Source organism: Tardiphaga sp. 866_E4_N1_4 (assembly GCF_052076075.1).
Lineage (GTDB): Bacteria > Pseudomonadota > Alphaproteobacteria > Rhizobiales > Xanthobacteraceae > Tardiphaga > Tardiphaga robiniae.
Genome location: NZ_CP197242.1, coordinates 6,583,599 through 6,609,315, shown reverse-complemented (window position 1 = coordinate 6,609,315; position 25,717 = coordinate 6,583,599). Strand labels below are relative to the sequence as shown.

23 protein-coding genes are annotated in these 25,717 nt (G+C 60.6%); 5 read left to right on the top strand and 18 right to left on the bottom strand.

From position 1 onward, the window contains the following. Positions 1-4: 4 nt before the first annotated feature. From AB8B20_RS31605 to AB8B20_RS31560, 10 genes are read right to left on the bottom strand one after another with little or no spacing between them, the layout of a single operon-like run. Positions 5-1,348 carry an N-acetyl sugar amidotransferase gene (locus tag AB8B20_RS31605; protein ID WP_439071013.1) on the bottom strand — a complete coding sequence of 448 codons (1,344 nt, stop codon included), beginning with the start codon at positions 1,346-1,348 and terminating at the stop codon, positions 5-7. A 2-nt stretch (positions 1,349-1,350) separates the two neighbouring features. Beyond that, positions 1,351-2,046: an acylneuraminate cytidylyltransferase family protein gene (locus AB8B20_RS31600; RefSeq protein ID WP_439071012.1), complete on the bottom strand. Its 696-nt coding sequence runs from the start codon at positions 2,044-2,046 to the stop codon at positions 1,351-1,353. Then, positions 2,047-3,120 (bottom strand): nucleotidyltransferase family protein, encoded by a 1,074-nt coding sequence (locus AB8B20_RS31595; RefSeq protein ID WP_439071011.1) that lies wholly within the window; start codon positions 3,118-3,120, stop codon positions 2,047-2,049. Between the two features lie 9 nt (positions 3,121-3,129). After that, positions 3,130-3,747 carry an acetyltransferase gene (locus AB8B20_RS31590; RefSeq protein ID WP_439071010.1) on the bottom strand — a complete coding sequence of 206 codons (618 nt, stop codon included), beginning with the start codon at positions 3,745-3,747 and terminating at the stop codon, positions 3,130-3,132. After that, positions 3,744-4,940, bottom strand: coding sequence for a UDP-N-acetylglucosamine 2-epimerase (gene neuC / locus AB8B20_RS31585; RefSeq protein ID WP_439071009.1), 1,197 nt, complete (start codon positions 4,938-4,940; stop codon positions 3,744-3,746). The genes AB8B20_RS31590 and neuC overlap by 4 nt, the downstream gene beginning before the upstream one ends. Then, positions 4,937-5,878, bottom strand: coding sequence for a Gfo/Idh/MocA family oxidoreductase (locus tag AB8B20_RS31580; RefSeq protein WP_439071008.1), 942 nt, complete (start codon positions 5,876-5,878; stop codon positions 4,937-4,939). The genes neuC and AB8B20_RS31580 overlap by 4 nt, the downstream gene beginning before the upstream one ends. Before the next feature lie 32 nt (positions 5,879-5,910). Continuing rightward, complete coding sequence (locus AB8B20_RS31575; protein WP_439071007.1) at positions 5,911-6,606, bottom strand: hypothetical protein; 696 nt, start codon at positions 6,604-6,606, stop codon at positions 5,911-5,913. 21 nt (positions 6,607-6,627) lie between these two features. After that, the gene (locus AB8B20_RS31570) at positions 6,628-7,644 is read right to left on the bottom strand and encodes a Gfo/Idh/MocA family protein (protein WP_439071006.1); all 1,017 of its coding nucleotides are present in this window, start codon (positions 7,642-7,644) and stop codon (positions 6,628-6,630) included. A 20-nt stretch (positions 7,645-7,664) separates the two neighbouring features. Continuing rightward, on the bottom strand, positions 7,665-8,663 hold the full coding sequence (locus tag AB8B20_RS31565) for an NAD-dependent 4,6-dehydratase LegB (protein WP_439071005.1): 999 nt from the start codon (positions 8,661-8,663) through the stop codon (positions 7,665-7,667). 11 nt (positions 8,664-8,674) lie between these two features. Continuing rightward, complete coding sequence (locus AB8B20_RS31560; RefSeq protein WP_439072993.1) at positions 8,675-9,676, bottom strand: SPFH domain-containing protein; 1,002 nt, start codon at positions 9,674-9,676, stop codon at positions 8,675-8,677. An 884-nt stretch (positions 9,677-10,560) separates the two neighbouring features. On the opposite strand from AB8B20_RS31560, the gene AB8B20_RS31555 reads away from it, so the two are divergent. From AB8B20_RS31555 to AB8B20_RS31545, 3 genes are all read left to right on the top strand, one after another. Beyond that, positions 10,561-10,806: a hypothetical protein gene (locus AB8B20_RS31555; protein WP_439071004.1), complete on the top strand. Its 246-nt coding sequence runs from the start codon at positions 10,561-10,563 to the stop codon at positions 10,804-10,806. Between the two features lie 226 nt (positions 10,807-11,032). Then, positions 11,033-11,248 (top strand): hypothetical protein, encoded by a 216-nt coding sequence (locus AB8B20_RS31550; protein ID WP_439071003.1) that lies wholly within the window; start codon positions 11,033-11,035, stop codon positions 11,246-11,248. Between the two features lie 196 nt (positions 11,249-11,444). Beyond that, positions 11,445-12,638 (top strand): CaiB/BaiF CoA transferase family protein, encoded by a 1,194-nt coding sequence (locus AB8B20_RS31545; RefSeq protein ID WP_439071002.1) that lies wholly within the window; start codon positions 11,445-11,447, stop codon positions 12,636-12,638. 373 nt (positions 12,639-13,011) lie between these two features. Here AB8B20_RS31545 and AB8B20_RS31540 read toward each other — a convergent pair whose 3' ends face one another. The 3 genes from AB8B20_RS31540 to AB8B20_RS31530 all read right to left on the bottom strand — a co-directional run bounded on the left by AB8B20_RS31540 (position 13,012) and on the right by AB8B20_RS31530 (position 15,718). Continuing rightward, a complete protein-coding gene (locus tag AB8B20_RS31540) occupies positions 13,012-13,590 on the bottom strand; it encodes an ATP-binding protein (RefSeq protein WP_439071001.1) in 579 nt (192 codons plus the stop codon). Further along, on the bottom strand, positions 13,524-13,739 hold the full coding sequence (locus tag AB8B20_RS31535) for a hypothetical protein (protein ID WP_439073082.1): 216 nt from the start codon (positions 13,737-13,739) through the stop codon (positions 13,524-13,526). The genes AB8B20_RS31540 and AB8B20_RS31535 overlap by 67 nt, the downstream gene beginning before the upstream one ends. Before the next feature lie 1,541 nt (positions 13,740-15,280). Then, positions 15,281-15,718 (bottom strand): helix-turn-helix domain-containing protein, encoded by a 438-nt coding sequence (locus AB8B20_RS31530; RefSeq protein WP_439071000.1) that lies wholly within the window; start codon positions 15,716-15,718, stop codon positions 15,281-15,283. A gap of 191 nt (positions 15,719-15,909) precedes the next feature. Here AB8B20_RS31530 and AB8B20_RS31525 point away from each other — a divergent pair, with 191 nt between their 5' ends. Further along, the gene (locus AB8B20_RS31525; RefSeq protein ID WP_439070999.1) at positions 15,910-16,839 is read left to right on the top strand and encodes a glycosyltransferase family 2 protein; all 930 of its coding nucleotides are present in this window, start codon (positions 15,910-15,912) and stop codon (positions 16,837-16,839) included. Positions 16,840-16,868: 29 nt separating this feature from the next. Here the strand turns inward: AB8B20_RS31525 and AB8B20_RS31520 are convergent, their stop codons facing one another. The 5 genes from AB8B20_RS31520 to AB8B20_RS31500 form a co-directional block, all read right to left on the bottom strand. Further along, complete coding sequence (locus AB8B20_RS31520) at positions 16,869-18,386, bottom strand: tripartite tricarboxylate transporter permease (RefSeq protein WP_231077509.1); 1,518 nt, start codon at positions 18,384-18,386, stop codon at positions 16,869-16,871. 10 nt (positions 18,387-18,396) lie between these two features. Next, on the bottom strand, positions 18,397-18,939 hold the full coding sequence (locus tag AB8B20_RS31515; RefSeq protein WP_439070998.1) for a tripartite tricarboxylate transporter TctB family protein: 543 nt from the start codon (positions 18,937-18,939) through the stop codon (positions 18,397-18,399). A 239-nt stretch (positions 18,940-19,178) separates the two neighbouring features. Continuing rightward, on the bottom strand, positions 19,179-20,186 hold the full coding sequence (locus AB8B20_RS31510) for a tripartite tricarboxylate transporter substrate binding protein (RefSeq protein WP_439070997.1): 1,008 nt from the start codon (positions 20,184-20,186) through the stop codon (positions 19,179-19,181). Between the two features lie 191 nt (positions 20,187-20,377). Then, a complete protein-coding gene (locus AB8B20_RS31505) occupies positions 20,378-21,175 on the bottom strand; it encodes an enoyl-CoA hydratase/isomerase family protein (RefSeq protein WP_439070996.1) in 798 nt (265 codons plus the stop codon). A 128-nt stretch (positions 21,176-21,303) separates the two neighbouring features. Beyond that, the gene (locus tag AB8B20_RS31500; protein WP_439070995.1) at positions 21,304-22,503 is read right to left on the bottom strand and encodes a pyridoxal-phosphate-dependent aminotransferase family protein; all 1,200 of its coding nucleotides are present in this window, start codon (positions 22,501-22,503) and stop codon (positions 21,304-21,306) included. Between the two features lie 233 nt (positions 22,504-22,736). On the opposite strand from AB8B20_RS31500, the gene AB8B20_RS31495 reads away from it, so the two are divergent. Further along, the gene (locus tag AB8B20_RS31495; RefSeq protein WP_439070994.1) at positions 22,737-25,706 is read left to right on the top strand and encodes an FAD-binding and (Fe-S)-binding domain-containing protein; all 2,970 of its coding nucleotides are present in this window, start codon (positions 22,737-22,739) and stop codon (positions 25,704-25,706) included. Positions 25,707-25,717 lie beyond the last annotated feature (11 nt).

Genomic DNA, 25,717 nt, shown 5'->3' with positions numbered 1-25,717 from the left:
GGACCTACTTCACATATTCCTTGCCCATCGGCGTGTGCTGCCACGCCGTGTGCCTGAGCTTCCATTCGCCGTCTTCGTACATCCACAAATGCGGCGAGCGGAAGCGATCGGCGAGATGCATGAAATACTGGCGGTCAAGCATCGGCTGCTCGAACATCCGGCTGGCGATCGGGAATTCCTTCTCGGGAATGCTCAGATAGGTGAAGATCTCCTCGGCGAAACGCTCTGGAAACTCACCGTCGAACTTCTTGGCGAGCGCAACACCCTCTTCACGCGTGATGTCGCGCGATCGAATTTCCTGCGCGGCGTCGTAAGTCGCACGGCCGATGCCGAACTTCGTGAACGTTGTATAGTAGTGAAAATCGTCGATACGATCGTCGATGCTGTTGTACTTGCTGTAAGTGCCAGGCGTGCGCTCCGGAGACGCCTGAAAACCGGTGTGCTCCACCGCATGGTAATAGCAGCTCTGCGGATGCCACTTGAGGTAATAGCCGAGGTAGTGAACCTCGACATTCTTGGCCTCGATCTGCGCCGGGTCGGCAGGGAAATAAGGGACCAGGTCGACTTCGGGAACCCCGAAGCTGTTGATCAGGTCGTGCACCGACACGCCGCCGAGATAGATCTGGCTCTTGTCCTCAGCGGTGTAATAACTCCAATCGCGCTTGGCCGTATCCGTATCGGTTCGCGGGTTGCCGTATTCGGCTTCATTCTCGCCGTAGAAGACCAACGGGATATCGTGCAGCACCGCCATTTTCGGCGCCAGGCTCTTTTGCCCGAGCATAAAAGCCTGGAAGGGATGAAACAGGTTTTCGACCGCAAGCCGCGTCAGCAAGCGGTGCGTGCGCCCGTTCGGCGTATGCAGGAAATTGTCGAAGCCGGAATGCAGCCACGACTGAAAGTTCTTCCAGCCCCAGTCGGTGTAGATATGAGGCGCCCATGTCACGGTCAGGGGGTGCATGCCGAATTCGTGCTTCAGCATATAGGAAGCATAGGTGCTGTCCTTGCCGCCCGAACCTGGAACGACGCAGTCATAGTGGCCGTCATTGCGCCGATGACGATCGCACAGATCCATCAGCTTGCGCCGACGTTCGTCCCAATCAATCGTATTATGCTTCTCTTCCGCCACGCGGCAGGCGTCGCAGATGCCATGACCGTCAAATTTGATGGTCGTTTTTCGACTTCCCTTGACGTGCGCGAATTCAACCGCGGAGTTCGGGCGCTGGTTGGAGATCACGCAATTGGCACAGAATTCCACATTTTGCGGCAGGCCATAAAGGGTCTCGGGGTGATTAATATCCGGGCGATATTTGGTCAGATCGATCGGAACGTGGCGGGGATATTTGTCCATAATCAGCGCGGCCCTTCGGTAAGGATAGATTCAACGATCCGAAGATCGAGTTCTGTGTCGATGTCGAAGGAGCGCTCCTTCGGCATCGGGTATCCAACAGTGTGCTTTGTCAGAAAATTCCCGCCTGCAACGAGATGGCTTGCCGGCGCGACATAGACCGCGCCGTTGAGCGCGACAACCGACGGAGCGTCCTGGCGCCGGGCAGGAATTTGATCCTCCGGAAACAGCGAATGGACTTTGCGATCGGATCCCATGGTCAGCATCCAGTAAGGGCTTTTATCGGGCTCGCAAACGCTCACGCAACTCAGCGCCCCGGAGTTAACACAACACTCCAGCGCCCCGTCGATATCGTCTGCGCGACGCATGGGTGAGGTTGGCTGTAGCAATACGACATAGCCATCTGCAATGGCCAGCGCCTTGAGCGCGTGACGAACGACGTCCATGCTCTCGGCCTGATCAGTCGCCAGCGCGGCCGGCCGCACAAACGGCACTTCGCAACCGTGGCGCTCAGCATGCGCGATGATATTCGGGTCGTCGGTCGATAGCACGATGCGATCGACGTATCGCGACGCCTTTGCAGCATCAATCGTCCACGCAATCAAAGGCTTGCCGCCGAGCTGGCGAATGTTTTTATGCGGCACACCTTTAGAACCACCGCGCGCCGGGATCAACGCTAAAACTGGTTTTCCGTCAATCATTTAGCCCGGCCCTTCGCCGATCCAGAACTCCCGGACATAATCGTCGTTGGCCTTGTTGAAATCGTCCATGCGGCCGATGTCCAGCCAGTATTCGGTGATCGGGAACACGCTCGCCGAGCTTTGGTCGGCTGCCAAACGCTCGAAAAGCGTTGGCATGTCGTATGCCGATCCCGACGGTATCATGCCGACCGCGGATGGTTCGAGCACGTAGATTCCGGCATTCACGAGAAACCGGTGAACCGGCTTTTCCACAATCTCCGCAATCCGGTGGTCGTCCAGCTCGATCACCCCATACGGAATTTGGACGAAATAGTCACGCACGCACATCGTGGCGACAGCAGCGTGCTCATGGTGGAAATCCAGCAATGCCCCAAATGCGACCTTGGTCAGAATGTCACCATTCATCACAATCATCGGGTGCGATGGCGTATCTGACAGCAAGGATATCGCGCCGGCAGTGCCAAGCGGCTTGTCCTCGTCTTCCTCGATGTATCGGATGCTCGCGCCCCAGGCGGATCCGTCACCAAAATGCTGCCGGATCATTTCGCGCCGGTAGTTCACCGAGATGTAAAAATCCTGGAAACCCTGCTGGACCATGTTTTCGACGATGATCTGCAGAATTGGCCGACCACCGATATGAAGCATGGGTTTCGGGCAGTTGTCCGTCAGCGGACGCAGCCGCTGGCCGCGTCCGCCAGCCATCAAAAACACCGGGTTCGGGCGTCGCGGAACCCGCAGGGCTTCATCGAGGGTGCGAAGCGCAACCACCCGGCCTTCGGTATCCAGAATCGGAACTTGGCGGCACAGGTTCTTGCGCAACAGATCGAGCACGCCAGCGGGATCGTCGTCGAAGCTCGCTACCCGTGGCTTGCTGTTCATGATCACCGATGCCGAATTATCGATATTCACGCCGCGCAGCAGTCCACGTCGGACGTCTCCGTCCGTGACGGTTCCCAGCAGTCGTCGATCGGCGTCGACAACCAACGCCACCTTCGCGGACGAACGTTCGATCGTCTCAATGACGTCCTTGATAGTCGCGAGTGGGCCGACCAGGGTCTCTTGAACGTTTGACATCGGTTATCCTCATTGACCCCGGATCAGACGGCCGGCGGCAGGAATGTCCCTATAGACGGCAGCACCGGCCCCGACCAGACTGTCCGAGCCAATGCTCACGCCCTGAATCACAGCCGCGCCGGTGCCGATATGGGCACGATCGCCGATCCGAACACCTCCTGACAGGGTTACCCCGGGGGCAACGTGAACGCTTTGCCCGATCTGGCAGTCATGATCGACCGAAGCACGGGTATTGATGATGGAATTCGCGCCGATGGAGCTGCCGTACTGGATCACGCAGCCGGCCATGATCTGCACACCCTCGCCAATATCGGTTGCGCCGCCGATGACGGCGGAACGATGGACGACTTGTGCGAAACGGAACCCAGCCTCCTTGCCGCGACGATACACCGTATCGCGCAAAGCCAGAGAGCCGATCGAGCCGATCCCGTTCACCAGTTCGACGTCATTTGGCGAATAGCCGTCTAGCGCTTCGTTGCCGCCCAGTATCGGCAGTCCGGCGGGCCCGGAACTGCCGACCGCGAAAGCGGGGTCGATGATGCCGACAATCCGGCAGCCGGTCATCTGCAGCGCATCGATCAGGACTCGCGCGTGCCCGCCCGCCCCCAGGATGATGACAGGAGTCATTTATGATGCCCTCGGGCTGCAACGGACTCGCCACCGCCATCATGAAACCGCTTGATCAGGATGCCATCGAGCGGGACATCACGGAGCCGCCGCAGAATTTCGGGCGCGCTGTTTCCTGCACGGCCATATGCTGGTGTCTGCGCCCGCGCGAGTTCGCGTGTGGTCGGGTCGAGAGCCCGGCGGATTGCGGCCTCGATGGCGTGCCGCTCATCCGGGCAGTCGATGACGCTCGGCGAACGCGGCCGGCCGTCCTGACGACTGCCGATATTGACAGTCGGCACCCCGACAGCCGGCGCCTCGATAATCCCGCTCGACGAATTGCCGACCACCGCCGCCGCAGCGCGAAGCGCGGTAAAATAAAATTCACTGCCAAGCGACGCAACCAGCACGGCATTTGCCGGAGAGCGCGCGACGTAATCTTCCAGCCGCGCATTGATGGCACGCCCGCCAGCATCGGCGTTGGCTTTCGTGAAAACCAGCGCAGCGTCGGGAAAGCGGTCGAGGGCCGCAAGCAATTCTTCGAGGTCCGCGACTGGATCCTCGCCGCCCAGCGTCGCGGGATGATAGGTCACCAAAATCAACGGCCGGTCGAGCGCAAGTCCAACCCGTTGGGCGAGCTCATCGGCACTCGGCAGACTGCTTCGCGCTAGATGGTCAAGACCGGGGGCGCCGACAACGAACACCCGCTCCGGCGCCTCCCCCATCTGCACAACCCGGTCACCGAATTCCTTCGCCGCCACGAAATGCAAATGCGACAGTTTCGAAATCGCATGCCGCATGGCATCGTCGATGGCGCCTTCGGATATTTCGCCGCCGTGGATATGAGCGATTGGAAGTCGCAACAGGGTGGCAGCCGTCGCCGCCGCCAGCATTTCGAAACGGTCGCCTAGCAACACCACGATATCGGGCTGCAGCCGATCAAAGGCCTCCGCAAGCCCGCTGACCCCGCGGCCGGTCGCTTTGGCGATTGCGACCGGACTGTCGTCGGACAAGTCCATTGGGACCTCGGCATCGACGACGAAGCCATCCTTGCGGATCTGGTCGACCGTGTTGCCGAACGCCGGCTCGAGATGCATCGCTGTGGCGACGATCTGCAATTCGACGTCCGGACACGCGACGATGTCACGCAACAGCCAAACCAGCAGCCCGTAATCGGCGCGCGTCCCTGTCACAACGCAAATTCGACGTTTCACGGGCGACATCTCTCTCGCGCATCTGCAAAAATATCGTGCACCAACCGCATCGAACGAAGACCTTCGTCAAGCGTCGTCGCAGAACCGGTGCCACGCAGCGCCGCCACGACGTTCTCTGCCTGCAACCGAAAGCCCGGCTTGAACTGGTTGTCCCGTTCATGCGGTTCGACGATATTCTGCACTCGCTCGCCCGCGTTCTGAAATGAAGCCTTTTCGAGCGGGCGCATTTCCCAGCGGCGACGCGGTGTGGTCACCGTGCAGGCCCACGGTCCCGGCCCGTTCCAAATGCCCTCGTAAACGGCGATATCGCCGCTGTCGAAGGCGACCTTGGCAATCACGACGGTGGGCGCCGCCGAATCCCACCGCACCACCGGCACCACCTCGACGATATTTCCCCGGCAAAGCGCCGGAATGTAATCGACCAGATGGATCGAGTTCGCATACATCCAATTGTCGACCACCGGCTGCGCGTGACCGATCAGGCGCGCCGTGTCCAGACTTTGCTGATCTTGAACATGAACGAAGCGAGGCCCCTGGTCGTCCGCCAAATCCGCCAAAACAGCCACCGTGCTCGACAGTGTACGCCTGTTCAGCCCAACATAGACCTGCGCCTTGGCCGCCCGTGCCGCGGCCGCAATATCCTCGGCATCCGCCAGATCAAGCCCGATCGGCTTTTCCATCAGGATCGCCCATGGATGCGCCAACGCCATCTTCATCACGGGATTGATTGCAGTTTCATAGACTGCCAGGATCGCAAGATCGGCTTTTGTCACTGTATACAGATCGTCGATGCTGTCGGCGACATAGGCAATGGCAAATTCGCTGGCGAGCGCCTCGGCCTTGTTGCGCGTCCGATTCCAGATGCCGGCGATCGTCACGCCAGGAATATCCTGAAATGCGCGAATGTGCTCACGGGTCATGCCGCCGCCGCCGATCATGGCGACGCGCAGCGGCGCAGCGATCGAAGTCGTCATGAATTCAGTTCCTTCCTGTCATTCGCATGCATTGATGGATCGACCAAAGCGTCTGGAGATGTCAACCATGCGAGACCGTCATCGAATGAGATGGTCTCGAAACACTTCAGCGTCGTGCCGGGGGACGCGTTGCGAACCGCAACACTAAGGCGTTCGCATTCCGCGGCGACGGCCGGCCACATCGATGTATACCGCACACGAAGCTCGGGCGTGAGCGGTACTCGACCGCGCGCATAATCATCGCGGAAGTGGTTGGCGTCACTCTCCGCATCGGTGTCGGGCAGGTAGTCGCCATCGACGCCGACCAGCAGAACACTTCGATAGCCAAGCGCTTGCAGCAGCTGAAGTGAAATCGCTCCTACATTGCCATAGTCGGTCAACCGCGAAACTACGCCTGAAAACCGTTGCCCTGGCTCGAGATCGCACAGCTCGACGTGACTTGACGTAATGCCAAGTACATTCGCATTGCGATGAAGATAAAATCGCGTGGCGCGATTATTGTCGATGATCGGCGGCAGTTCGGTGCCGATGATCGAGAGCGACATCGGATCGAGGCACGCATAAAGCGTCGGGGCAAATCCCCAATCATCCCAGGCAAGAAATGACCGATTGAAGGCGATGGACCTGAACCCGGCGAGACGGCCGACATCGATACGGTTCAGGCTGGGTCCTGAGCCGATCAATACGATCACGTCATCGCGCCGGACCATTCGTCAGGCCCAGGGAAAAACGCGCGAACGCTGCAGATCGGCGGAGGTCAGATCGACGGCTGCGCCGCCCTGCTCGTCGGACAGGTAGGCTGCAGCCAGCACCTCGACGGCCATTCGGCCGACAATCCCGTCGGGATAATTCTTGCCTGCCATCAGCGCCTCCAGCACTGCGCGTGTCGGTGCCACGGCATCGGCGGGAACAATGGCGATGGCGTGCTCTTCGTAGGGCATGCCGTAACGCGTCGTTGGCACGTCGCGATGCTCGGCCTTGCGAACCACGAGGTTGGCCTTGCCGGCCAATTCATCCACATCCAGACGCCCGAACGGGCCGGCATAGGTCACGTGCATGCCGTGCCCATGGTCGGTCGACACATCCATATAGAAACGACGCCCGCTCGCCGTCGTGATACGGACGCAGCCGGCCCGATCTTCGAATTGCGCCCCACGCGGATTTGCTACCGTGTCTGCCGAGAACCACGCGGATACCCGCGCCGGCATTTCGTCGGTCAAGAACCGGAACATCTCGAAATAGTGCGAGCCATTCATCGCCATTCCGAAATTCCCGGCGATGACGGTGGCGCTGGCCAGGCCGCCAAACGATGCACCGTCGACGATTTCCTTGACCTTCGTATATTGCTCCATGAAACGCATCTGGTGATTGATCGCCAGCCGCGTCCCGGCGGAATCGCACGCGGCGATCATGCGGTCGCATTCAGCAAGCGATATGGCCATCGGCTTTTCGCAGAGAATGGCCTTTGCGCCCTGCTCCGCGCCAAGACACACCAATTCGGCATGCGACGGCGCAGTGGTCGCAACAACCAGCAATTCAGGCTTGATGTGCCTGATCATGTCGCTCGCATCGGCGAACAAGGCACCGGCACCGAGCCCGAAATCGGTTGCCGCCTTGCTGCGCGCAGCTTCGTTCATGTCGGACACACCGACGACATCGACGCCCACTGCACGCAAAACTTCGAGATGCCGAAGTCCCATCCGCCCCAGTCCGACCAGCGCTGTTTTCATGTTCGTGTCTTTCTCGTCGGTCAGATCGTGTATTTGCCAGCGCGATATTGGTCGCGGTTCTCGGGGATCGAAAACCACTCGATGGTCAGTTCGAGCCCCTTGCGCAATCCAGCCGTGCCAAGGAATTCCGGCGCCCAGCCCAGCAACCGCTGCGCCTTGGCGTTGTCAGCCCACAGCCGTTCGACCTCGCTCTTTCCGGGTCGGAGCCGCTCGGCCTCGCATTCAATCGTGACAGTGCGCCCCATCACGTCGGCAATCATCGCTACGGTATCGCCGACGCTGATTTCATAGCCGCTGCCGATATTGATGACTTCGCCGATCGACGCAGCGCTGTCGTGAACGGCCATGATGCCCCGCGCTGTATCACGCACATAGTTGAAGTCGCGCGTCGGGGTCGTGGCGCCGAGCCGTACCGTACCGTCGCCCTTGAGGAGCTGCGTGATGACCGTTGGAATCACCGCCCGCGAGGATTGTCGCGGTCCGTACGTATTGAAAGGCCGTACGACCGCCACCGGCATGCCAAATGAACGGTAGAACGCCAGTGCGATCTGATCGGCACCGATCTTGGTCGCGGCATATGGCGACTGCCCGACCAGCGGATGCTCTTCGGAGATCGGCACGAACTGCGCGCTACCGTAGACTTCGCTGGTCGAGGTCGACACCACCTTCGACAGCCCGAGATCGCGCGCCGCCTGAACAACGTTGAGCGTGCCGCGAATGTTGACGTCAACATAGCTATCGGCGGCATGATACGAGTATGGAATGCCAATCAGCGCCGCCAGGTGCATGACGCTGTCGCACCCTTTCATCGCCGTCCGAACGCCGTTGGCATCACGGATGTCGCCTGACACGACTTCGATCGAATTGCGGATGTCCGCAGGCGCCTGATCGAGCCAGCCCCATTTGTCGAACGAGTTGTAGAGCACGAATGCCCGCACCTCTCGTCCGGCCCGGACAAGTTCTTCGACCAGATGGGAGCCGATGAAACCGTCGGCACCGGTGACAAGGATCTTTGACATCACGAAATACTTTACTGCGCCGGCGGGGGGACAGAGACCACGGGAGCGTTTGAACCACCGCCCATGACCATTACCTTGACCTGATTATGCTCGACGGCCTTTAGCATCGAATCGGCACGCTGCTTGTCCGCGAGCGCATACAGCAGACCCTGCAATTGCTCCGGCCTCATTTCCTTCGGCAGCTGATCAACCAGCTTCTTGATGCCAAGACCTTCGTTTGCACGCCGCTGAGCCTCGCGTTCGGCAATCTGGTTCAGGACCGACTGTCTCTCGAGATTGACCAGTGACGCAGCACGGTCTGACACCGCAGACAGGATCGGCTTGGGCGGCGCCAGTCTGCGGATCTGCGGAGCCATGAGAGTGAATGCATTCTCAGCCTGCTCTGTGGTAAATCCCGCCCCCTTCAGATTGTCGTTGACGAGCTTCTTAAAGTCGGTGTGAATGAGTTGCTCCAGATCCTGACGTCTGCTCGAGACCGCGTCGGTCCAGTTGAATGATGCAACAGCCTGCCGCACCGCTGCACGAGCGGCCGGAATCAGCAAAGCGCTTTCGTATTCAGGCCCGATGTCGGTGAAGACTTTCCATGCGATGTCGGCATTCACCTGGTACGGAAATGTAATGTCGGCCGACAGTGCGATGCCGTCCGAGGACAACGCCAACGTTCTTTGCGCCTCAGGCGTTTGACCGGCGCCCGTCGCAGTGACTGCGTCTGGATCGAGGGCGGAAAGCTCAAAAATCTGTCGGCGGGTCCATACGATATCGTGGCGGGATCCAGGTACGACGATATGGAAACCCGGATCGTAACGGCGCTCCTGCACCTTACCGAACGTCACAACGACCTGGGTCGAGCCCGGCTGGACGATCATGAAGCTGTAAGCAATGACAACGGCCAGAACCGCCAGGATTGGAAGCCCGAACACGAATCGCCGCGGCACCACCTTGCCTCTTTTACCCTGCGCGCGCCGCGCGACAAAAAGGATGAACAGCGAAGCGACGAGCGCATAGACGATCATCAACAACAGCGGGGTCGTGGAGACAGAAAGAGCGGTACTAAGCCTTGACACAGGGTCCTCCGATTACAAAGCGCAGCCGAACTCTCAAAAAGGTCCAGCGGAGCATCAATCCCCGGCATTGATAGCCGGGCCAGTTCACTATCGAGCGTCATTGCCCGGCTGCTACGGGATCTTATTTAAGGACATTGCAGACGCGGCAGCGGCAGCTTCGACTGTCCGCCAACGTCGACAGTTGCCGACGTGCACCTACCTCCTATGGAGGTCTACGTCCAGACCAATCAAATCTGAACGCGTTGCCCAACCCCGGATTGTTTCGTGAGTGCCCGTCGTGGCCGTCCCGCAGGGCCGAATTTCTTTCACGTGGCTCGGTGCCGGCCATCCGTTATGATGTCCTGAAGCTCTTTTTTAGGACTTGGAGGCCATCAAATCCCCAAATTCGCGCCAAGTGCGGCCATAGTTTGTCGCAGCGCACAGGAAGATTCCCGCCAAACCCCGACGGCGGAACACACTTCAGCATGTCTCACTTGAAAAAGGCCAAAGCGGCGATTGGAAGTGGAAAAGTTGGTGTTGTATTAATGCCACTTTATGCAATGGTATCTGGCTGCCGATGGGAAAAATAATTGCTCCACCGCCGTACTCGCTGGCGATTAAACCAGATAATAATTTCAAAGTGAGCTAAGCGCGTTATTACAGCGACGATGACCGGCCTCGCTATCGAAGGCGCGACGCGATCGAACCAATGGTCAACTACCGCGGCGAGCGGCAATGCCCAGCAATTATGTTATCCGTGGCGGTGTCTGCGTCAGCCTTTACTAAAGCGGGAAGTCATTTGGCGCCCGCGACAGACGTGGAGAGGCGGAATTAGGTGCGCCGTCGAGGATGATGTGACCGACAAGAACGCAGTCGCAGAAGTTCGAAGACAAATCGATAGCGGGCAGTTGTCCGGAGATCGGTTGAACGAAGCGCGCTTATGGCTCGGTCGGGAAGCTCAGCGTGATGCGTTCAAACGGAAGCGGAAAAAGTACGGCGTTCAGTTGCTTGCATTGTTTGTGATTGTGATTCTCGCTCTAGGGGCGGGCAGCTGGGTAATCACAACTCTGACCAAAACTGCTGGCCTGACGCCACCCTGACATCTTCTCTCATCAGCAAGATGAGGAATATGCCACTTAACAGGCAACCCGCATGTCGACGTCCTGAGCCGAAAGCCGGCCGCGACTTTTCACCGTACACTTGCGAAATTGAAACGAAGACGACCTCATCTATCCAGAGTCTTCGCAATGATGGCCAATATCTTGCGCAGGGAACTACGGGTGATCGCCACCGTTGTTAGGTGAACTCAACCGGAGGGTTTGCGATATGACAGACTGGAACATATCGATCTTGAGAGGCAAAGTGCCAAACCTTTCGGCCAATGTGGCGCTCGACATTGCAAAGGGAAGCTCGGCCATGCCGACATTGGGAGTGGGACCGATACACCCCATCGCGGGCCTAACGCCGGAGAGCAACATCACTTTGATCGAGGAGATTCAGCAGCACGAACGGAATCGCCTCCTGCGTCACGACGATAACTAATTTATAATTGGTCGAACAGCCAGCATCATTCGGCCTCGATCGTTCCGGGTTCCCTGCCCCGACGAGTATTCTTGAACAACATGGAAATGACGGTCGCGCCGTAGAAGACCTTTGCGGTCTTGCCCGGAGCCTGACAAAATCCCGCACTCTAGCCAATCGTCAGGGTCTTCAACTCTCGCGTTCCGGAAGCTTATTAATGCCCGTTTCCCATGCATCCCAAGCCCTCTCCCGCTTCACTGTCCTCGACTTAACCCGGATCCGCTCGGGCCCGACAGCGGTCCGGCAATTCGCGGATTGGGGGGCTAATGTCATCAAGATCGATGCGCTGAGCGACGACACCGATTCCGAGCAGCCGGGCGGGCCCCGGCAAGGCTCGGACTTCCAGAACCTGCACCGCAACAAACGGGCCATGACCCTGAACCTGAAGGACCCGCGCGGTCTCGCCGTGTTCAAACGGCTGGTCGAGAAAGCCGATGTTGTGGTCGAGAATTTCCGCCCGGATGTGAAGGCCCGGCTCGGTATTGATTATGAGAGCCTGAAGGCGATCAATCCCGGCATCGTCTATGGCAGCATCTCCGGCTTCGGCCAGGACGGTCCCTATCACAAGCGGCCGGGCTTCGATCAGATCGCTCAGGGTATGGGAGGGCTGATGTCGATCACCGGCGCGCCGGGCGAAGGCCCCATGCGGGTCGGCATTCCCGTCGCCGACCTCACCGCCGGGCTATTCTGCGCGCTGGGTGTCCTTACAGCACTTCTTGAGCGCGATGTCTCGGGCCAGGGCCAGTGGGTCCAGACCTCGCTGCTGCAGGCGCAGATCTTCATGCTGGATTTCCAGGCCGCCCGCTGGCTGATGGAGCAGGACGTGCCCAAACAGGCCGGCAACAACCACCCGACCAGTATTCCCACCGGGGTTTTCAAGACCTCGAACGGCTACATCAACATCGCCACCACCGGCGGCAAGATCTGGGAGCGCTGCGCGCAGGCCATCGGCGCCCCCGAACTAATCACCCATCCCGATTACGCCACCGGGCCTTCCCGCTCCAAGAACCGCGACGCGCTCAATGCCGCGATCAGCGCCTGCACCGAAAAGCGCACCACGGAGGAATGGGTCAACGACCTCAATGCCGCCGGCGTCCCCTGTGGTCCGATCTACTCAGTCGACCAGATGTTCGAGGACGCGCAGGTCAAGCATCTTGGCCTCGCTCAGGACGTACCGAACGACCAGAACCGCAATATCACCCTGGTCGGTCAGCCCTTCACGCTCTCACGGACCCCGAGCCACATGGCCGCACGTCCTCCGGAAGTCGGCGAACAGACAGAGGAACTCCTCGCCGAGTTCGGCTTCGCTGCCGACGAGATCGCCGAATTGCGACATGGCAGGGTGGTCTGAGACGGCGAGCTATCAAGTACTTGAAAATGAGGCTAGGCTATCCGTGTCCGAGGTTGAGCCTCTTTCCTGACTTACAGCACTGAGCGACCGCCTAAGCGGCGCGCAGTGCCGCGTTTCCGGGACGACGCTCGGGCCGATGCCCCACATTTTAGCCCCCGGGCGGCATAGCCCGCCCGCGCGCCATGGAGGCGCATTGTAGAATGTTCACGAGCGCATTGACGTCGCGGTCGAGGTCCGCGCCGCAGGAGCAGCGATGGACACGATGGGACATCGTCGGCTTCTTCACCGGCTGCGCATTTCGGTGATCGTGAGCGACGATTTCACTCGATGGTGAGCTCTCGATCATTTGATCGTGAGCCGATATTTCACGCGATCATGAGCGGCCGCGTTTGCCGACTTTCTGATTGGTTCTGGGGGTTGCGGCTTCGTCAAGAGTTCGGTTTCGAGCGTTCTGTTTTCGCATGCTTTCTCCGGTGAGCTGGAGGCGGTGGGCATTGTGAACGAGGCGGTCGAGGATGGCGTCGCCGAGGGTGGGATCGCCGTGCCATTGATCGACCGGAAACTGGCTGGTGACGATGTGGACGCGCGATCGTGGCGCTTCGAGGATTTCCAGGAGGTCGCGCCGCTCGGGCGGATTGAGCACCGCCAGGCCCAGTCGTCGAGCACAGCAGTTGACGCGGCTGATGGTCTTGAGCTGGCGGCCATAGCGGCCTTCGCCGCGGGCGAGAGCGAGGGCTTCAAACAGGCGAGGCACCCGATGGTGCTGGACCGACCGATCGTCGCGGCAAGCCTTGTGGCCGAGCGCGCAGGCAATGCAGCTCTTGCCGAGCCCGGTCGGCCCGATAATCAGCAGCTTCTCATCGTGGTCGATCCGGTCGCCGGCGATTAGTTTGGTGAATACGGCGCGATGATGCCGCGCGGGTGCGCAGGTCGATATCTTCCACGCAAGCATTTTGGCGTGGGCAGCGAATTTGAGGCGGGTGGTGAGACGCTTGTGTCGCGCTCGGCGGCTTCGCGATCGACCAGCAAGCCGACGCGTTCCTCGAACGGCTGGGCATTGAGATCCGGTAACCGGCGCTGCTCTTCCAGGGCCTTGGCCATTCCGGTCAAGCTCAGGGTGATCAGCTGTTCATGGGAGGGGTGCGTCAGCACGTCGGCGCGTTCAGCTTCTGGCCCTGAGGGTTAACCTATCGATGACGTATGCACTAGGTCGCAGTCTTTGCCTGCAAAGCCGATCATCAGGCAGCCGGCCTTTGGAGCCACTACATCGAACGTCACTGAACCATCGCTGCCCTTTTGGCGAGAGTACCTCGGCCAACCGGTGAGCAGAAGCCCTTTCGACGGTGGCCATTACGACAGCCGCTCATAGCTTTCGCGGCGGCACCAGTGCGACGGGCCCACATTCTCTTGCCGAACGGGCCGATCACGCTCGATGCTCACGAGAAAAGTTTGTTCCCCTATCGATCCGCCTGTAGCGCCGTTGACGGTTGCCCTTAGACAAACCGACCAATCTAGTCGCGCGCGGCGCGGAGTTGAAAAACTTATGTTCGAGGCGCCAGCCGATGGAAGGAAGAACTCGCCCGATCGCGTCTGAAGCATCTCGCGCATATTTGGGGGCGATTCAGGAGTTGGTGCTTTTGGAGCCCCGTCTTTGAGGATTTCGGGGGCCCACGTTGCTCCTGGGTCAATTGAACATCCGGAAAGAATCAGGGCGCAGGCAATGGTGGCGAGTTGTGGGCGCATAGGTTGAATCTAGACTGAGCTGCCCTGGCGGACAAGATCGCCATTGGTGAGCGGCCGATTCGAACAGATCCACCATCCAGGATGTAACCGACCGTCAGGCCAACAGCGACGGAACCGATAAGCAGGATCTGGGCGCGTTTCATCATCCAGCTTTGCCCGTCTGCAGATCTCAATCCATCACCCAGTCGGGTGACTCTGAGCAATCCCCAACGAGAAATTACGTGACCATCGCTGCTCTTGCGGCGGCCGGTCTGGACCGGGCAGTCACGCAGTCGTGGCGTTTTTAAACCACTTCCGCGGAAGACCGATGAGGTACCCCCGGCGCCGCAACTCATCAATCGATCGATCCAACGAGGTTGCGATCACCTCTGGCGCGACGCCCCGGTCAACAAGTTCGCGGAGCCGATCGTCGTCTCCTTTTGTCCATTGGTGGCGAATTTGACTGGGCATCCTGCTTCTCTAATTTTCAAGATGCGCATCTGCATAACAGGTGGGTCTTCATAGGCAAGTCTTTGGCTTACCTCTCATGACATGTGGAGAACTTCAAATGACAATCGCCGCACTCGTTTACGGGGAACGTCTGTCTCATCCGGCGTGGCCATGAAGAACTCGGCATCCAACGTCAACGCTGCATATGTCGGAATAGCTGGGCCAACGTGGGAGCTTCACTAGGATAGGCTGGCGTGAACGATGCGATGGTCCGCACCGACCCCCGAGGTGTCGCCGAGGAGTAGCTTCGGGAGAATATCAAGCGACTGCTTGACACTGACCCGCCCGATCGGAGCAACTGCGGGTAATCATGCATGAGGGTACTGCCTCGCCCCGCCATCGAGATTTGAGGAAACGCTGCGCTTGAAGAGCATGTCGATACGACGCACGGCCAAAGGCATCGGCCTGCATCAGGCCCACATAGCCGGCAAGATGGCCTCGCGCCGATGCAGGTTCAGCCGCATCGCGCCGATGATCGGCGCGAACAGAAGCCGCTCTCCATTCGACAAAGCCGAAGCTGGCCATCTTGTCATGGGTTTGAAGCGTGGGAATCCCGCCATCGAGCCGCGTTTTACGCGGCCGAAGAAGCCGGTCATGGCGTCATCGACGCGGGCGATGGCCCAGCGGGACAGTACGGGCATGGCCCGATGCGTCTCGCCTTCGGCTCGGATCTTCGTCAGGGACTTGTTCTGATCGATCTTCGAGATCGAGACCTTGGCCTTCCGCCACGCCTCGATCCTGTCCTGCAGGGATGCGTTGAACAGCAGACCCTGTGATTCAAGAATCCGATCCATGGCGCGATACTGCGCCCGGGTCGGCATGAGCTTGTAACAATAGGTCAGCAGCATCGCGACGACGGTTGTTCCTAAAACGTTCCTGGGAAAGAAGGCCCTGGAATGCTTTTAGGTGTCAACCAGCGTCAATCTTGATGACGGATGGCCGAAAATTAACGCCAGATGCTGCATTGATGGGATCGCATTTTCGTCCAAGGGCGGTCAATCGGAGATCGTGCTGCCCTTCGAACCCGCAGGAAGGCTCCATGACCGCCCCACCCCGCGTTGCGATCCTAATTCCCTGCTTCAATGAAGAGGTCGCAGTCACAACAGTCGTGAACGATTTCCGCAAGGCGCTGCCAGCCGCCAGGATCTTTGTCTACGACAACAACTCGACAGATCGCACGCGCGAAGTGGCGTCGCAGGCGGGGGCGATTATTCGCAGCGAGCCCCGTCAGGGAAAGGGTCATGTCGTCCGCCGCATGTTCGGTGACGTCGATGCCGATATCTATGTTCTCGTCGATGGCGATGCGACCTACGACGCGACATCCGCACCAGCCATGATCGAAGCGCTGTTAAACGATCGCCTCGACATGGTCGTGGGCCAGCGCATTGAACAGCAGGTCGCCGCCTATCGCCTGGGCCACCGTACGGGCAACTCACTGCTCACCGGCTTTCTGTCTATGACGTTCGGTCAGAACTTCAAAGATGTGCTGTCGGGCTATCGCGTATTCTCAAGACGCTTTGTCAAATCCTTCCCGGTGCTTTCCGATGGATTCGAGATCGAGACCGAACTGAGCGTTCATGCGCTGCAGCTCGCACTGCCGGTCGCTGAAATCGAGACGCCGTATTTCGCGCGGCCGCAGGGCTCCATCAGCAAGCTCAACACGTGGAAAGACGGCTTCCGGATCCTCGGCACGATCATGAAGCTCTATCGTTCGGAAAAGCCGCTGCGCTTCTTCGGCACAATTGGCCTGTTTTTCGGCATCGTCTCCATCGGCCTCGCGATTCCCATCACCGTCACCTATCTGGAAACAGGGTTTGTGCCTCGGCTACCCACCGCCGTGCTCTCGACTGGCCTGATGATCGTCGGCGTGCTCTCATTTTCGTCGGGCCTCGTGCTCGACACTGTCACCCGCGGACGCCGCGAGATAAAGCTGCTGGCGTATCTGGCGCAGCCGTCACTGCAGGCTTAGGCCTTCATCTAGCCAGATACGAGCACGACTTACGTCGTCACCGGCGTCGGCCGCCAGATGCGTGCAACGGCCGTAAAGGCACGATCGATTACCGGCCAGAACAGCAACGTAATCGCCAGCGTGGTGATGGTGCCGACGAGGCCATTGGACCAGAACACACCGACGCTGCCACCGGAGCCGATCATGGCGAGGCGGAACGCATCTTCAGCACGGCTGCCGAGCACCAGCGCAAGCGTGAATGGCGCGAGCGGAATACCGATCTTCTTGAACACATAGCCGACGACGCCGAAGCCCAGCATCAGCCAGATGTCGAACATGGCATTCTGGATCGCATAGGCGCCGATGGCACAGGATACCACGATCATCGGCGCCACTGCCGCAAACGGCACGCGCAGGATCGAGGCGAAGACCGGCACGGTCGTCAGCACGATGACGAGACCAACGACATTGCCGAGATACATCGAGGCGATCAGGCCCCAGACGAAATCCTTGTGCTCGACGAACAGCAGTGGGCCTGGGTTTAGGCCCCACACCATCAGGCCGCCGAGCAGGATCGCCGCGGTGCCGGAACCTGGAATGCCGAGCGCCAGCATCGGCAGCAGCGCCGCCGTGCCTGACGCGTGCGCCGCGGTTTCCGGCGCGAACACGCCTTCGATGCGGCCCTTACCGAAACTCTCGGGATCCTTGGAAAAGCGCTTGGCGAGATTATAGCCCATGAAGGACGCCGCAATGGCGCCGCCCGGCGTGATGCCAAGCCAGCAGCCGATCACCGAGGAGCGCAGCAGCGTCACCCAGTATTTCGGCAGATCCATCCAGACCTTCAGCACCGTGCGCAGGCTGATCTTGGCGGCGTGGCCGCGCAGCGCGAGGCGCTCTTCCATGGTGAGCAGGATTTCGCTGATGCCGAACAGGCCGATCACCGCGACGAGGAAGTTGATGCCGCGCAGGAGATTGTCCGAGCCGAAGGTCATGCGCAGATTGCCCGATACCGTGTCCATGCCGATGCCGGCGATCAACAGCCCCAGCGCCATCGAGATGACGGTCTTGTGCTTGGCCTCGCGGCCGAGACCGACGAAGGAGCAGAAGGTCAGAAGATAGACCGCAAAGAATTCCGGCGGGCCGAATTTCAGCGCAAAGGATGAAATCATCGGCGCCAGAAATGTGATCAGCATCACTGCCACCAGCGAGCCGATAAAGGACGAGGTAAACGCCGCCGTCAGCGCTTCCGCGGCCTTGCCCTGCTGCGCCATCGGATAGCCGTCGAAGGTGGTGGCCACCGACCACGCTTCGCCGGGGATATTGAACAGGATCGAGGTGATGGCGCCGCCGAACAGCGCGCCCCAATAGATGCAGGACAGCATCACGATGGCCGAGGTCGGATCCATGGTGAAGGTCAGCGGCAACAGAATGGCGACGCCGTTGGGGCCGCCGAGGCCCGGCAGCACGCCGACAAAGATGCCGAGCACGAGACCGACGACCATCAACGAGATGATCTTCCAGGTCATCAGCACGGCAAAGCCGTGCATCAACAATCCAAAGGCTTCCATCGTTAAAGTCCTAGCGACCGAGAGCCGATTCGATCGGCCCCTTCGGCATGATGACGTCGAACGCGACATCGAAGGTGACGAACATGATCGCGGTGAACACGAAGGCGGTGAGCAGCGACTTCCACAGCGCGATCTTGCCAACCATGCGCATGAAGCCGGCGATCAGCACGAAACTCGCGACATAGATGCCGAGGAATTGCGTGGCGAGACAAAACAGTGCGGTAGGAATGAACACCAGCCCCACGCGCCGCAATTGTGCGCGGGTGACGAAAGTGTCGGAACCGCCACTGCGGGCGAAGAACGTCGTGATCAGCCCGTAAAGGCTGGCGCCGCCGAGAATGACCGAGAGATAGAACGGGAAGTAGCCGGGCTGAGGCCCGGTGGAATCCCAGGCGATGCCGGTGCGCCAGTTGTCAAAGCCAAGAACGATGGCCAGTGCCAGCAGGACCAGCGAGACGATGATCTCGATGGTGCGCGTGCTGACGACGGAGGGCGAGTCTTCCTCCGGAGCGGTCGGATCTTCGACGATGATTTCGAGGTCGGTGTTGGACATTGGGTCTCGCATATGGGAGCTGGCGGAATGATGTGGTGCTAACCTCTCCCCGCTCCCGTGCACACCGGAGTTGTGCTAGGCGGGGAGAGGTCGAAGCCTGAGCGAAGCGACGGCTTCGGGTGAGGGGCGAGGCACGAACGCAAAGCAAATCGCCGAGCCTGCGGATCGAAGAGCCCCTCACCCCACCCCTCTCCCCGCAAGGGCGGGGCGAGGGAGAAGAGACGTCGCTTCGCAGTTACTTACTTCGCCACGAATCCCGCTTCGGTCATCAGCGACTTGTTGAGCGCATCGTCCTCTTCGAGGAACTTGAGCATCTCCGGCCCCTTCAGGAAGATCGGCTTCAGCGCCTGCTTCTCCATGTAGTCCTTGTATTCGGCCGTCTTGGTCACCTTCTCGAACAGGTCGACATAGAAAGCCTGCTGCTCGGGCGTCACCTTGCCGGGCAGGAACATGGCGCGCAGCATCAGATACTGCACGTCGAGGCCCTCTTCCTTGCAGGTCGGGATGTCGTTCCACGACTGCGTCTCGGTGACCTTGGTCTTATAGGAGATGCGTTCCTTGTCGAACACGCAGAGCGCACGCACCTGACCGGCGCGCCAGACTTCAAGATTCTCGCTGGGGTTATTGACGTTGGCTTCGGTGTGATTGCCGACCAGCTGCGTCGCCGCCTCGCCGCCCGACTTGTAGGGCAAATAGGAAAACTTGGCGCCGGTCTGCTTTTCCATGAACACCGTCAGCACATGGTCTTCACGCTTGGATCCGGTGCCGCCCATCTTGAACGGCGACGATGCAGCCTTGGCCGCCGCGATGAATTCCTTCACCGACTTGGCGCCTGATGCATTGTCCCACAGCACGAACTGGTCCATCGCGACGACGGACACCGGCGTGAGATCGCGCCAGTTGAACGGAATCTTCGCGGAAAGCGGCAGCATGTAGATCAGCGAATAGGCGATCAGCACCTTGTTGGCGTCGCCGTCGCTGGATTTCATGTAGATCAGCGCTTCCGCACCGGATGCGCCACCCTTGAGCGACACCACCACCGGCGCCTTCATCAAATTGTTCTTCTGGATGGCGGCCTGCATCATGCGCGCCATCTGGTCGGAGGCGCCGCCCGCGCCCGCTGCCACCACGATCTCGACGGGCTTCGTCGGCTCCCAGGCCATGGCCGGCGACGTCGCCGATGAGAGGATGGGAACGCTGGCAAGCACGGCCGCAAGCGCAGCTGTGGCCCTGATCGACTTGGACATTGGTTTCTTCCCTGTAGAGATCGGCGGGCGTTGGATGCCCGCCGTTTTTCATTGGTTCTATTGTGCGGGGTATTGACCCCGACTTCAAGCGCGTCCCGCGCATGCGAAGGCCGACTTTGGTCAGGGGCGGCAGCCCCGTCGAATAGCAGACGGCGGAATATCCGCCCGCCGCATTGCTTTCTTTTTCCTCGTTATTTGCCCTGCCAGTTCGGCTTGCGCTTGTTCAGGAAGGCGTCCATGCCCTCGCGGAAATCCTCGCTCATATAGGCCTTGAGCACGAGGTCCTTGCCCTCTTCGCGGGTCAGGGTCGGGCGCAGCCGGCGCACGGCCTCCTTGGTGACTTCGAGAGTGATCGGGGCGTGGCTGGCGACCAGTTGTGCCGTCTCCAATGCACGGCGCTGCAGTGTCTCGACATCGGGCACGATCTCGTTGATCAGACCCAGCGCCAGCGCCTCATCAGCCTCGATGAGGCGGGCGGTGAAGATCATGTCCTTGGTGCGGGCCGGGCCGACCAGAGCCATCACGCGGCTGATATTGGACATCGACAGGCAGTTGCCGAGGGTGCGGGCAATCGGGAAGCCCATGCGCGTGGCAGCCGTACCGATGCGCAGGTCGCAGCAGGCGGCAATGCCGGCGCCGCCGCCGGTGCAGGCACCGGCGATCGCGGCGATGGTCGGCACCCGGCAGGTCTCCAGCGCGGTGAGCACGCGGTCGATCCGGGCCTCGTAATCGAGCGCATCCTGCGCCGTCTTGAATTCGCGGAACTGCGAAATATCGGTGCCCGAGGCGAAGGCCTTGTCGCCGGTGCCGGTCAGGATGATCGCCTTGATCGAGCGGTCCTCATTGGCCGCCTGGCAGATCTCCGCCATTCGTTCATACATCGAGAACAGCATGGCATTGCGCGCCTGCGGACGGTTGAAGGTGATCTTTGCGATCCCGTTATCGACGGAATACAGCAGGTCTTCAGTGGCGGGCGTCGGCGCGTTCATGTGATTCGTCCTCTGGTGCAGCATTCCACCGCAACATGTTGAAAAGGCTGGAGCGATTATGCTCCAGCCTCCAGTAGATTGTTAGGCCTCAAAGACGGGAATTCGTGGGCTTCAGGCCATCGCCGCCGCTATGCAACGGCAGCCTTGGTCATCGGCACCACGCTTTTGCCGGTCAGCACATCCATCGCTGCCATCACGCCGCCGGCGCGGTGCGGGACCTTGGCGAGTTCGAGACCCATCTCGACGCCGGCCAGCGTGCCCATCAGCATCAAGTCGTTGAAGTGACCGATATGGCCGATGCGGAAGATCTTGCCCTTCCACTTGTTGAGGCCGGTGCCGAGCGACATGTCGAAGTTTTCGAGCACCACCTTGCGGAACTTGTCGGCATCGTGCCCTTCCGGCATCAGCACAGCGGTCAGTGCCGGCGAGTGATCATGCGACTCGATGGAAACGGTCTCGAGGCCCCAGGCCTTGACGGCAGCGCGGGCGGCGGCGCCATGGCGCTTGTGGCGCGCGAATACGTTATCGAGCCCCTCCTCCTCCAGCATCGCCACGCCTTCCTTCAGCGCATAGAGCAGATTGGTGGCGGGCGTATAGGGCCACGAGCCGAGCTTGTTGGCGGCGATGATTTCAGCCCAGTCCCAATAGGACCGGAACGAGCTGTTGGCCTTGGAGGCGGCCAGCGCCTTGTCGGACACGGCATTGAAGCCGAGGCCCGGCGGCAGCATCAGGCCCTTCTGTGAACCAGCGACGGAGACGTCGATGCCCCAGGCGTCATGTTCGTATTCCAGCGAGCCGAGACCCGAGACGGTGTCGACCATCAGCAGCGCGGGATGCTTCACGCGGTCCAGGATCTTGCGGACGTCCTGCGGATGGGTCACGCAACCGGTCGAAGTCTCGTTATGGACGATCATCACGGCCTTGATGGCGTGCGACTTGTCGGCAGCGAGACGCTTCTCGATCTCGGCGAGATCGGCGCCATGGCGCCAGTCGCCCGGCACGAAATCGATATCGAGCTTGAACTTCTCGGCGAGGCCACGCCACAGCGTGGCGAACTGGCCGGTCTCGGCCATCAGCACCTTGTCGCCCGGCGACAGTGTATTGACGATAGCGGCTTCCCAGGCGCCGGTGCCTGAGGAGGGATAAATGATGACCGGCTGCTTGGTCCGGAATACACGCTGCATCGCAGCGATGACATGGAGACCCAGTTCGGCGAATTCGGGACCGCGATGGTCCAGCGTGGGCATATCCATCGCCCGCAGCACCCGGTCGGGTACGTTGGTCGGGCCAGGAATCTGCAGGAAATGCCTTCCGGTGTGCACGGTCATGTCTCGTCCTTCCCAGGGAGTCCATTTTTAATTGAAACGCCCGGATAGCACCTTTCAAACGGCTTGTCCCGCGTCTGGTATACCAGAGCGCCGAAGAAAAGCGTGGGGCAGCCATGAGGATTTCTTATCCCTCCCGTATCCCCTCCTTGCCACCGCCGGAGCGCGGCACCTCCGGGTTGCCAAGCCGGAATCCGGATGCAAGACAGGGCGATAGAGGGATAAGGCTGGAATCCATGACGAAGGCGGCAATCATTCGGAGCACGGCTGCAGACAGCGCGCTGGCGGCAAAGCTCGCGCGTGAAGTCTCCGGCGACGTCTTCTTCGACCCGTTCAATCGCGGCCGTTATGCCACCGATGCCTCGTTCTACCAGATCGTACCGTTCGGTGTGGTCGTGCCGCGCACCATCGACGAAGCCTTGCGCGCGCTGGCGATCTGCCGCGACGACGGCCGCATCGTCACGCCGCGCGGCGGCGGCACCTCGCAATGCGGCCAGACCGTCAATGACGGCATAGTCATCGACCTCTCCAAACATCTCAACAAGCTCATCTCGCTCGATATCGAGAACCGCACCTGCATCGTCGAGCCCGGCATCGTGCTGGACGATCTCAACCGGCAGCTCAAGAAACACGGGCTGTGGTTTCCGGTCGATGTCTCCACCGCGTCGCGCGCCACCATCGGCGGCATGGCCGGCAACAATTCATGCGGCGGTCGCTCGCTGCGCTACGGCACCATGCGCGACAACACCATCGCGATGGATGCTGCACTGGCCGACGGCAACCTGCTGCATTTCGGCGAAGTAAATTCCGGGGACGATGCGCCTGCTTTGTTTCGCGACATGCTGGCGCTCGGCGAGCGTGAAGCCGCGGAGATCGCTGAGCGCTTCCCGCAGGTGCAGCGCCGCGTCGGCGGCTACAATCTCGATGCGCTGACGCCGCGCAACACCGCCAACAACCTGGCGCATCTCCTCATAGGCTCCGAAGGTACCCTCGCCTTCACGACGCAGATCGAACTCAAGCTGTGGCCGCTCATCGGCAGCAAGGCGCTCGGTGTCTGCCACTTCGGTAGCTTCTATGAGGCGATGGATGCCACCCAGCATCTGGTCAAGCTCAAGCCCATCGCCGTCGAACTCGTCGACCGCACCATGATCGCGCTCGGCCGCGACATCGCGATGTTCCAGCCAATCATCAAGAGCGCCGTGCGCGGCGATCCGGATGCTCTCCTGATCGTCGAATTCGCGGAAGAGGATCAGGCCGCCAATGCCGCCAAGTTGAAAGAGCTGGGCGCATTGATGGGCGATCTCGGCTTTGGCTGGAATAACCCGCCGCGCAAATGGGGCGGTGTCGTCGACGTCACCGAGCCAGCGCTTCAGGCTGGCATTGCCGAGTTTCGCGCGGCCGGCCTCAATGTCATGATGTCGATGAAGCAGGACGGCAAGCCGGTCTCCTTCATCGAGGACTGCGCGGTGCCGCTACCGCATCTCGCTGATTACACCGACCGCCTGTCCGCGATCTTCAGGAAGCACGATACGACCGGCACGATGTATGCACACGCCTCGGAAGGCTGCCTGCATGTCCGCCCGGTGCTGAACCTGAAGCTCGACAAGGACGTCAAGGCGATGCGCGCCATCGCCGAAGAGGCCTTCGCGATGGTCCGGGAATACAAGGGCTCGCATTCCGGCGAGCACGGCGATGGACTCGTGCGTTCGGAATTCCATGCGGAGATGTTCGGCGATCGGATCATCAGCGACTTTGCCGAAGTGAAGCATCGCTTCGATCCGCAGAATGTTCTCAATCCCGGCAAGATCGTCGATCCGCCCAAGATGGACGATCGTTCGCTGTTTCGTTACGCGCCGGACTATCGCGTCGGCGAATTGAAGACCGCGCTCGACTGGTCCGCATGGCCCGGCGCCGGCGGCGGTTTCCAGGGCGCCGTCGAGATGTGCAACAACAACGGCACATGCCGGAAGCTCGAGGGCGGCGTGATGTGCCCGTCCTATCGCGCCACGCGCAACGAGAAGGACGTCACCCGCGGCCGTGCCAACACGCTGCGGCTGGCAATCTCCGGCCAGCTCGGCCCGGATGCGCTGACGTCGGATGCCATGGCCGACACAATGAAACTCTGCGTATCGTGCAAGGCCTGCCGCCATGAATGCCCGACCGGCGTCGATATGGCCAAGATGAAGATCGAGGTTCTGGCCGCGCGCGCCGCGAAACATGGTCTCACCCTGCGCGATCGCCTCGTCGGCTATCTGCCGCGCTATGCTGCCCTAGCCGCACGCGCCGCACCGCTGGCGAATTTGCGCAACAAGAGCCCGCTGCTGCGCAACCTGCTGGAACGCTATGCAGGGATCAGCGCCAAGCGCAGCCTGCCGGAATGGCGCGGCGACGTGTTTCACAGGGATGCCGACGCCGTCGGCCCGACCGATGGCCGCGAAGTCGTGCTGTTCGCCGACACCTTCAACCGCGCCTATGAGCGCGAGAACCTCGACGACGCACTGCGCGTGCTCACCGCCGGTGGCTATCGCGTGCATCTGCCGAAGCCGGTGGATTCCAGCAGCCGCGCACTCTGCTGCGGCCGTACGTTTCTCTCGGCCGGCCTCATCGATCAGGCCCGCGCCGAGCTGGATCGCCTCGTTGCCACCTATGCGCCTTTCGCGGCACGCGGCGTCCCCATCGTCGGGCTGGAGCCGAGTTGCCTGCTGACACTACGCGACGAGCTACTGTCGCTACGTTCCGACGACAGCGCCAAAGCCGTCAGCGCGCACGCCATGCTGTTCGAGGAATTTCTGGTGCGCGAGGCCGAGGCCGGCCGACTGCAACTGCCGCTGAAGCCGATCGCGCCGAAGGCGATGGTGCATGGCCACTGCCATCAAAAGTCATTCGGTGCGTTCAAGCCGGTCGAACAGGCCTTGCGCCTGATCCCGGATCTGAAGGTCGAGACCATCGAATCCAGTTGCTGCGGCATGGCCGGCGCGTTCGGCTATGGTGCCGACACCTATGACGTCTCGATCCGGATGGCCGAAGCGTCCTTGCTGCCCGCCGTGCGCAATGCCGACGCCGATACGCTGATCGTCGCCGACGGCACATCCTGCCGGCACCAGATAGCTGACGGCGCCTCGCGCCATGCGCTGCATGTCGCGCGCGTGCTCGCCATGAGCCTCGACGGCGCCGCAACAAACGTCAATTCTTCCACGCTCAACTAGGAAACAACCGA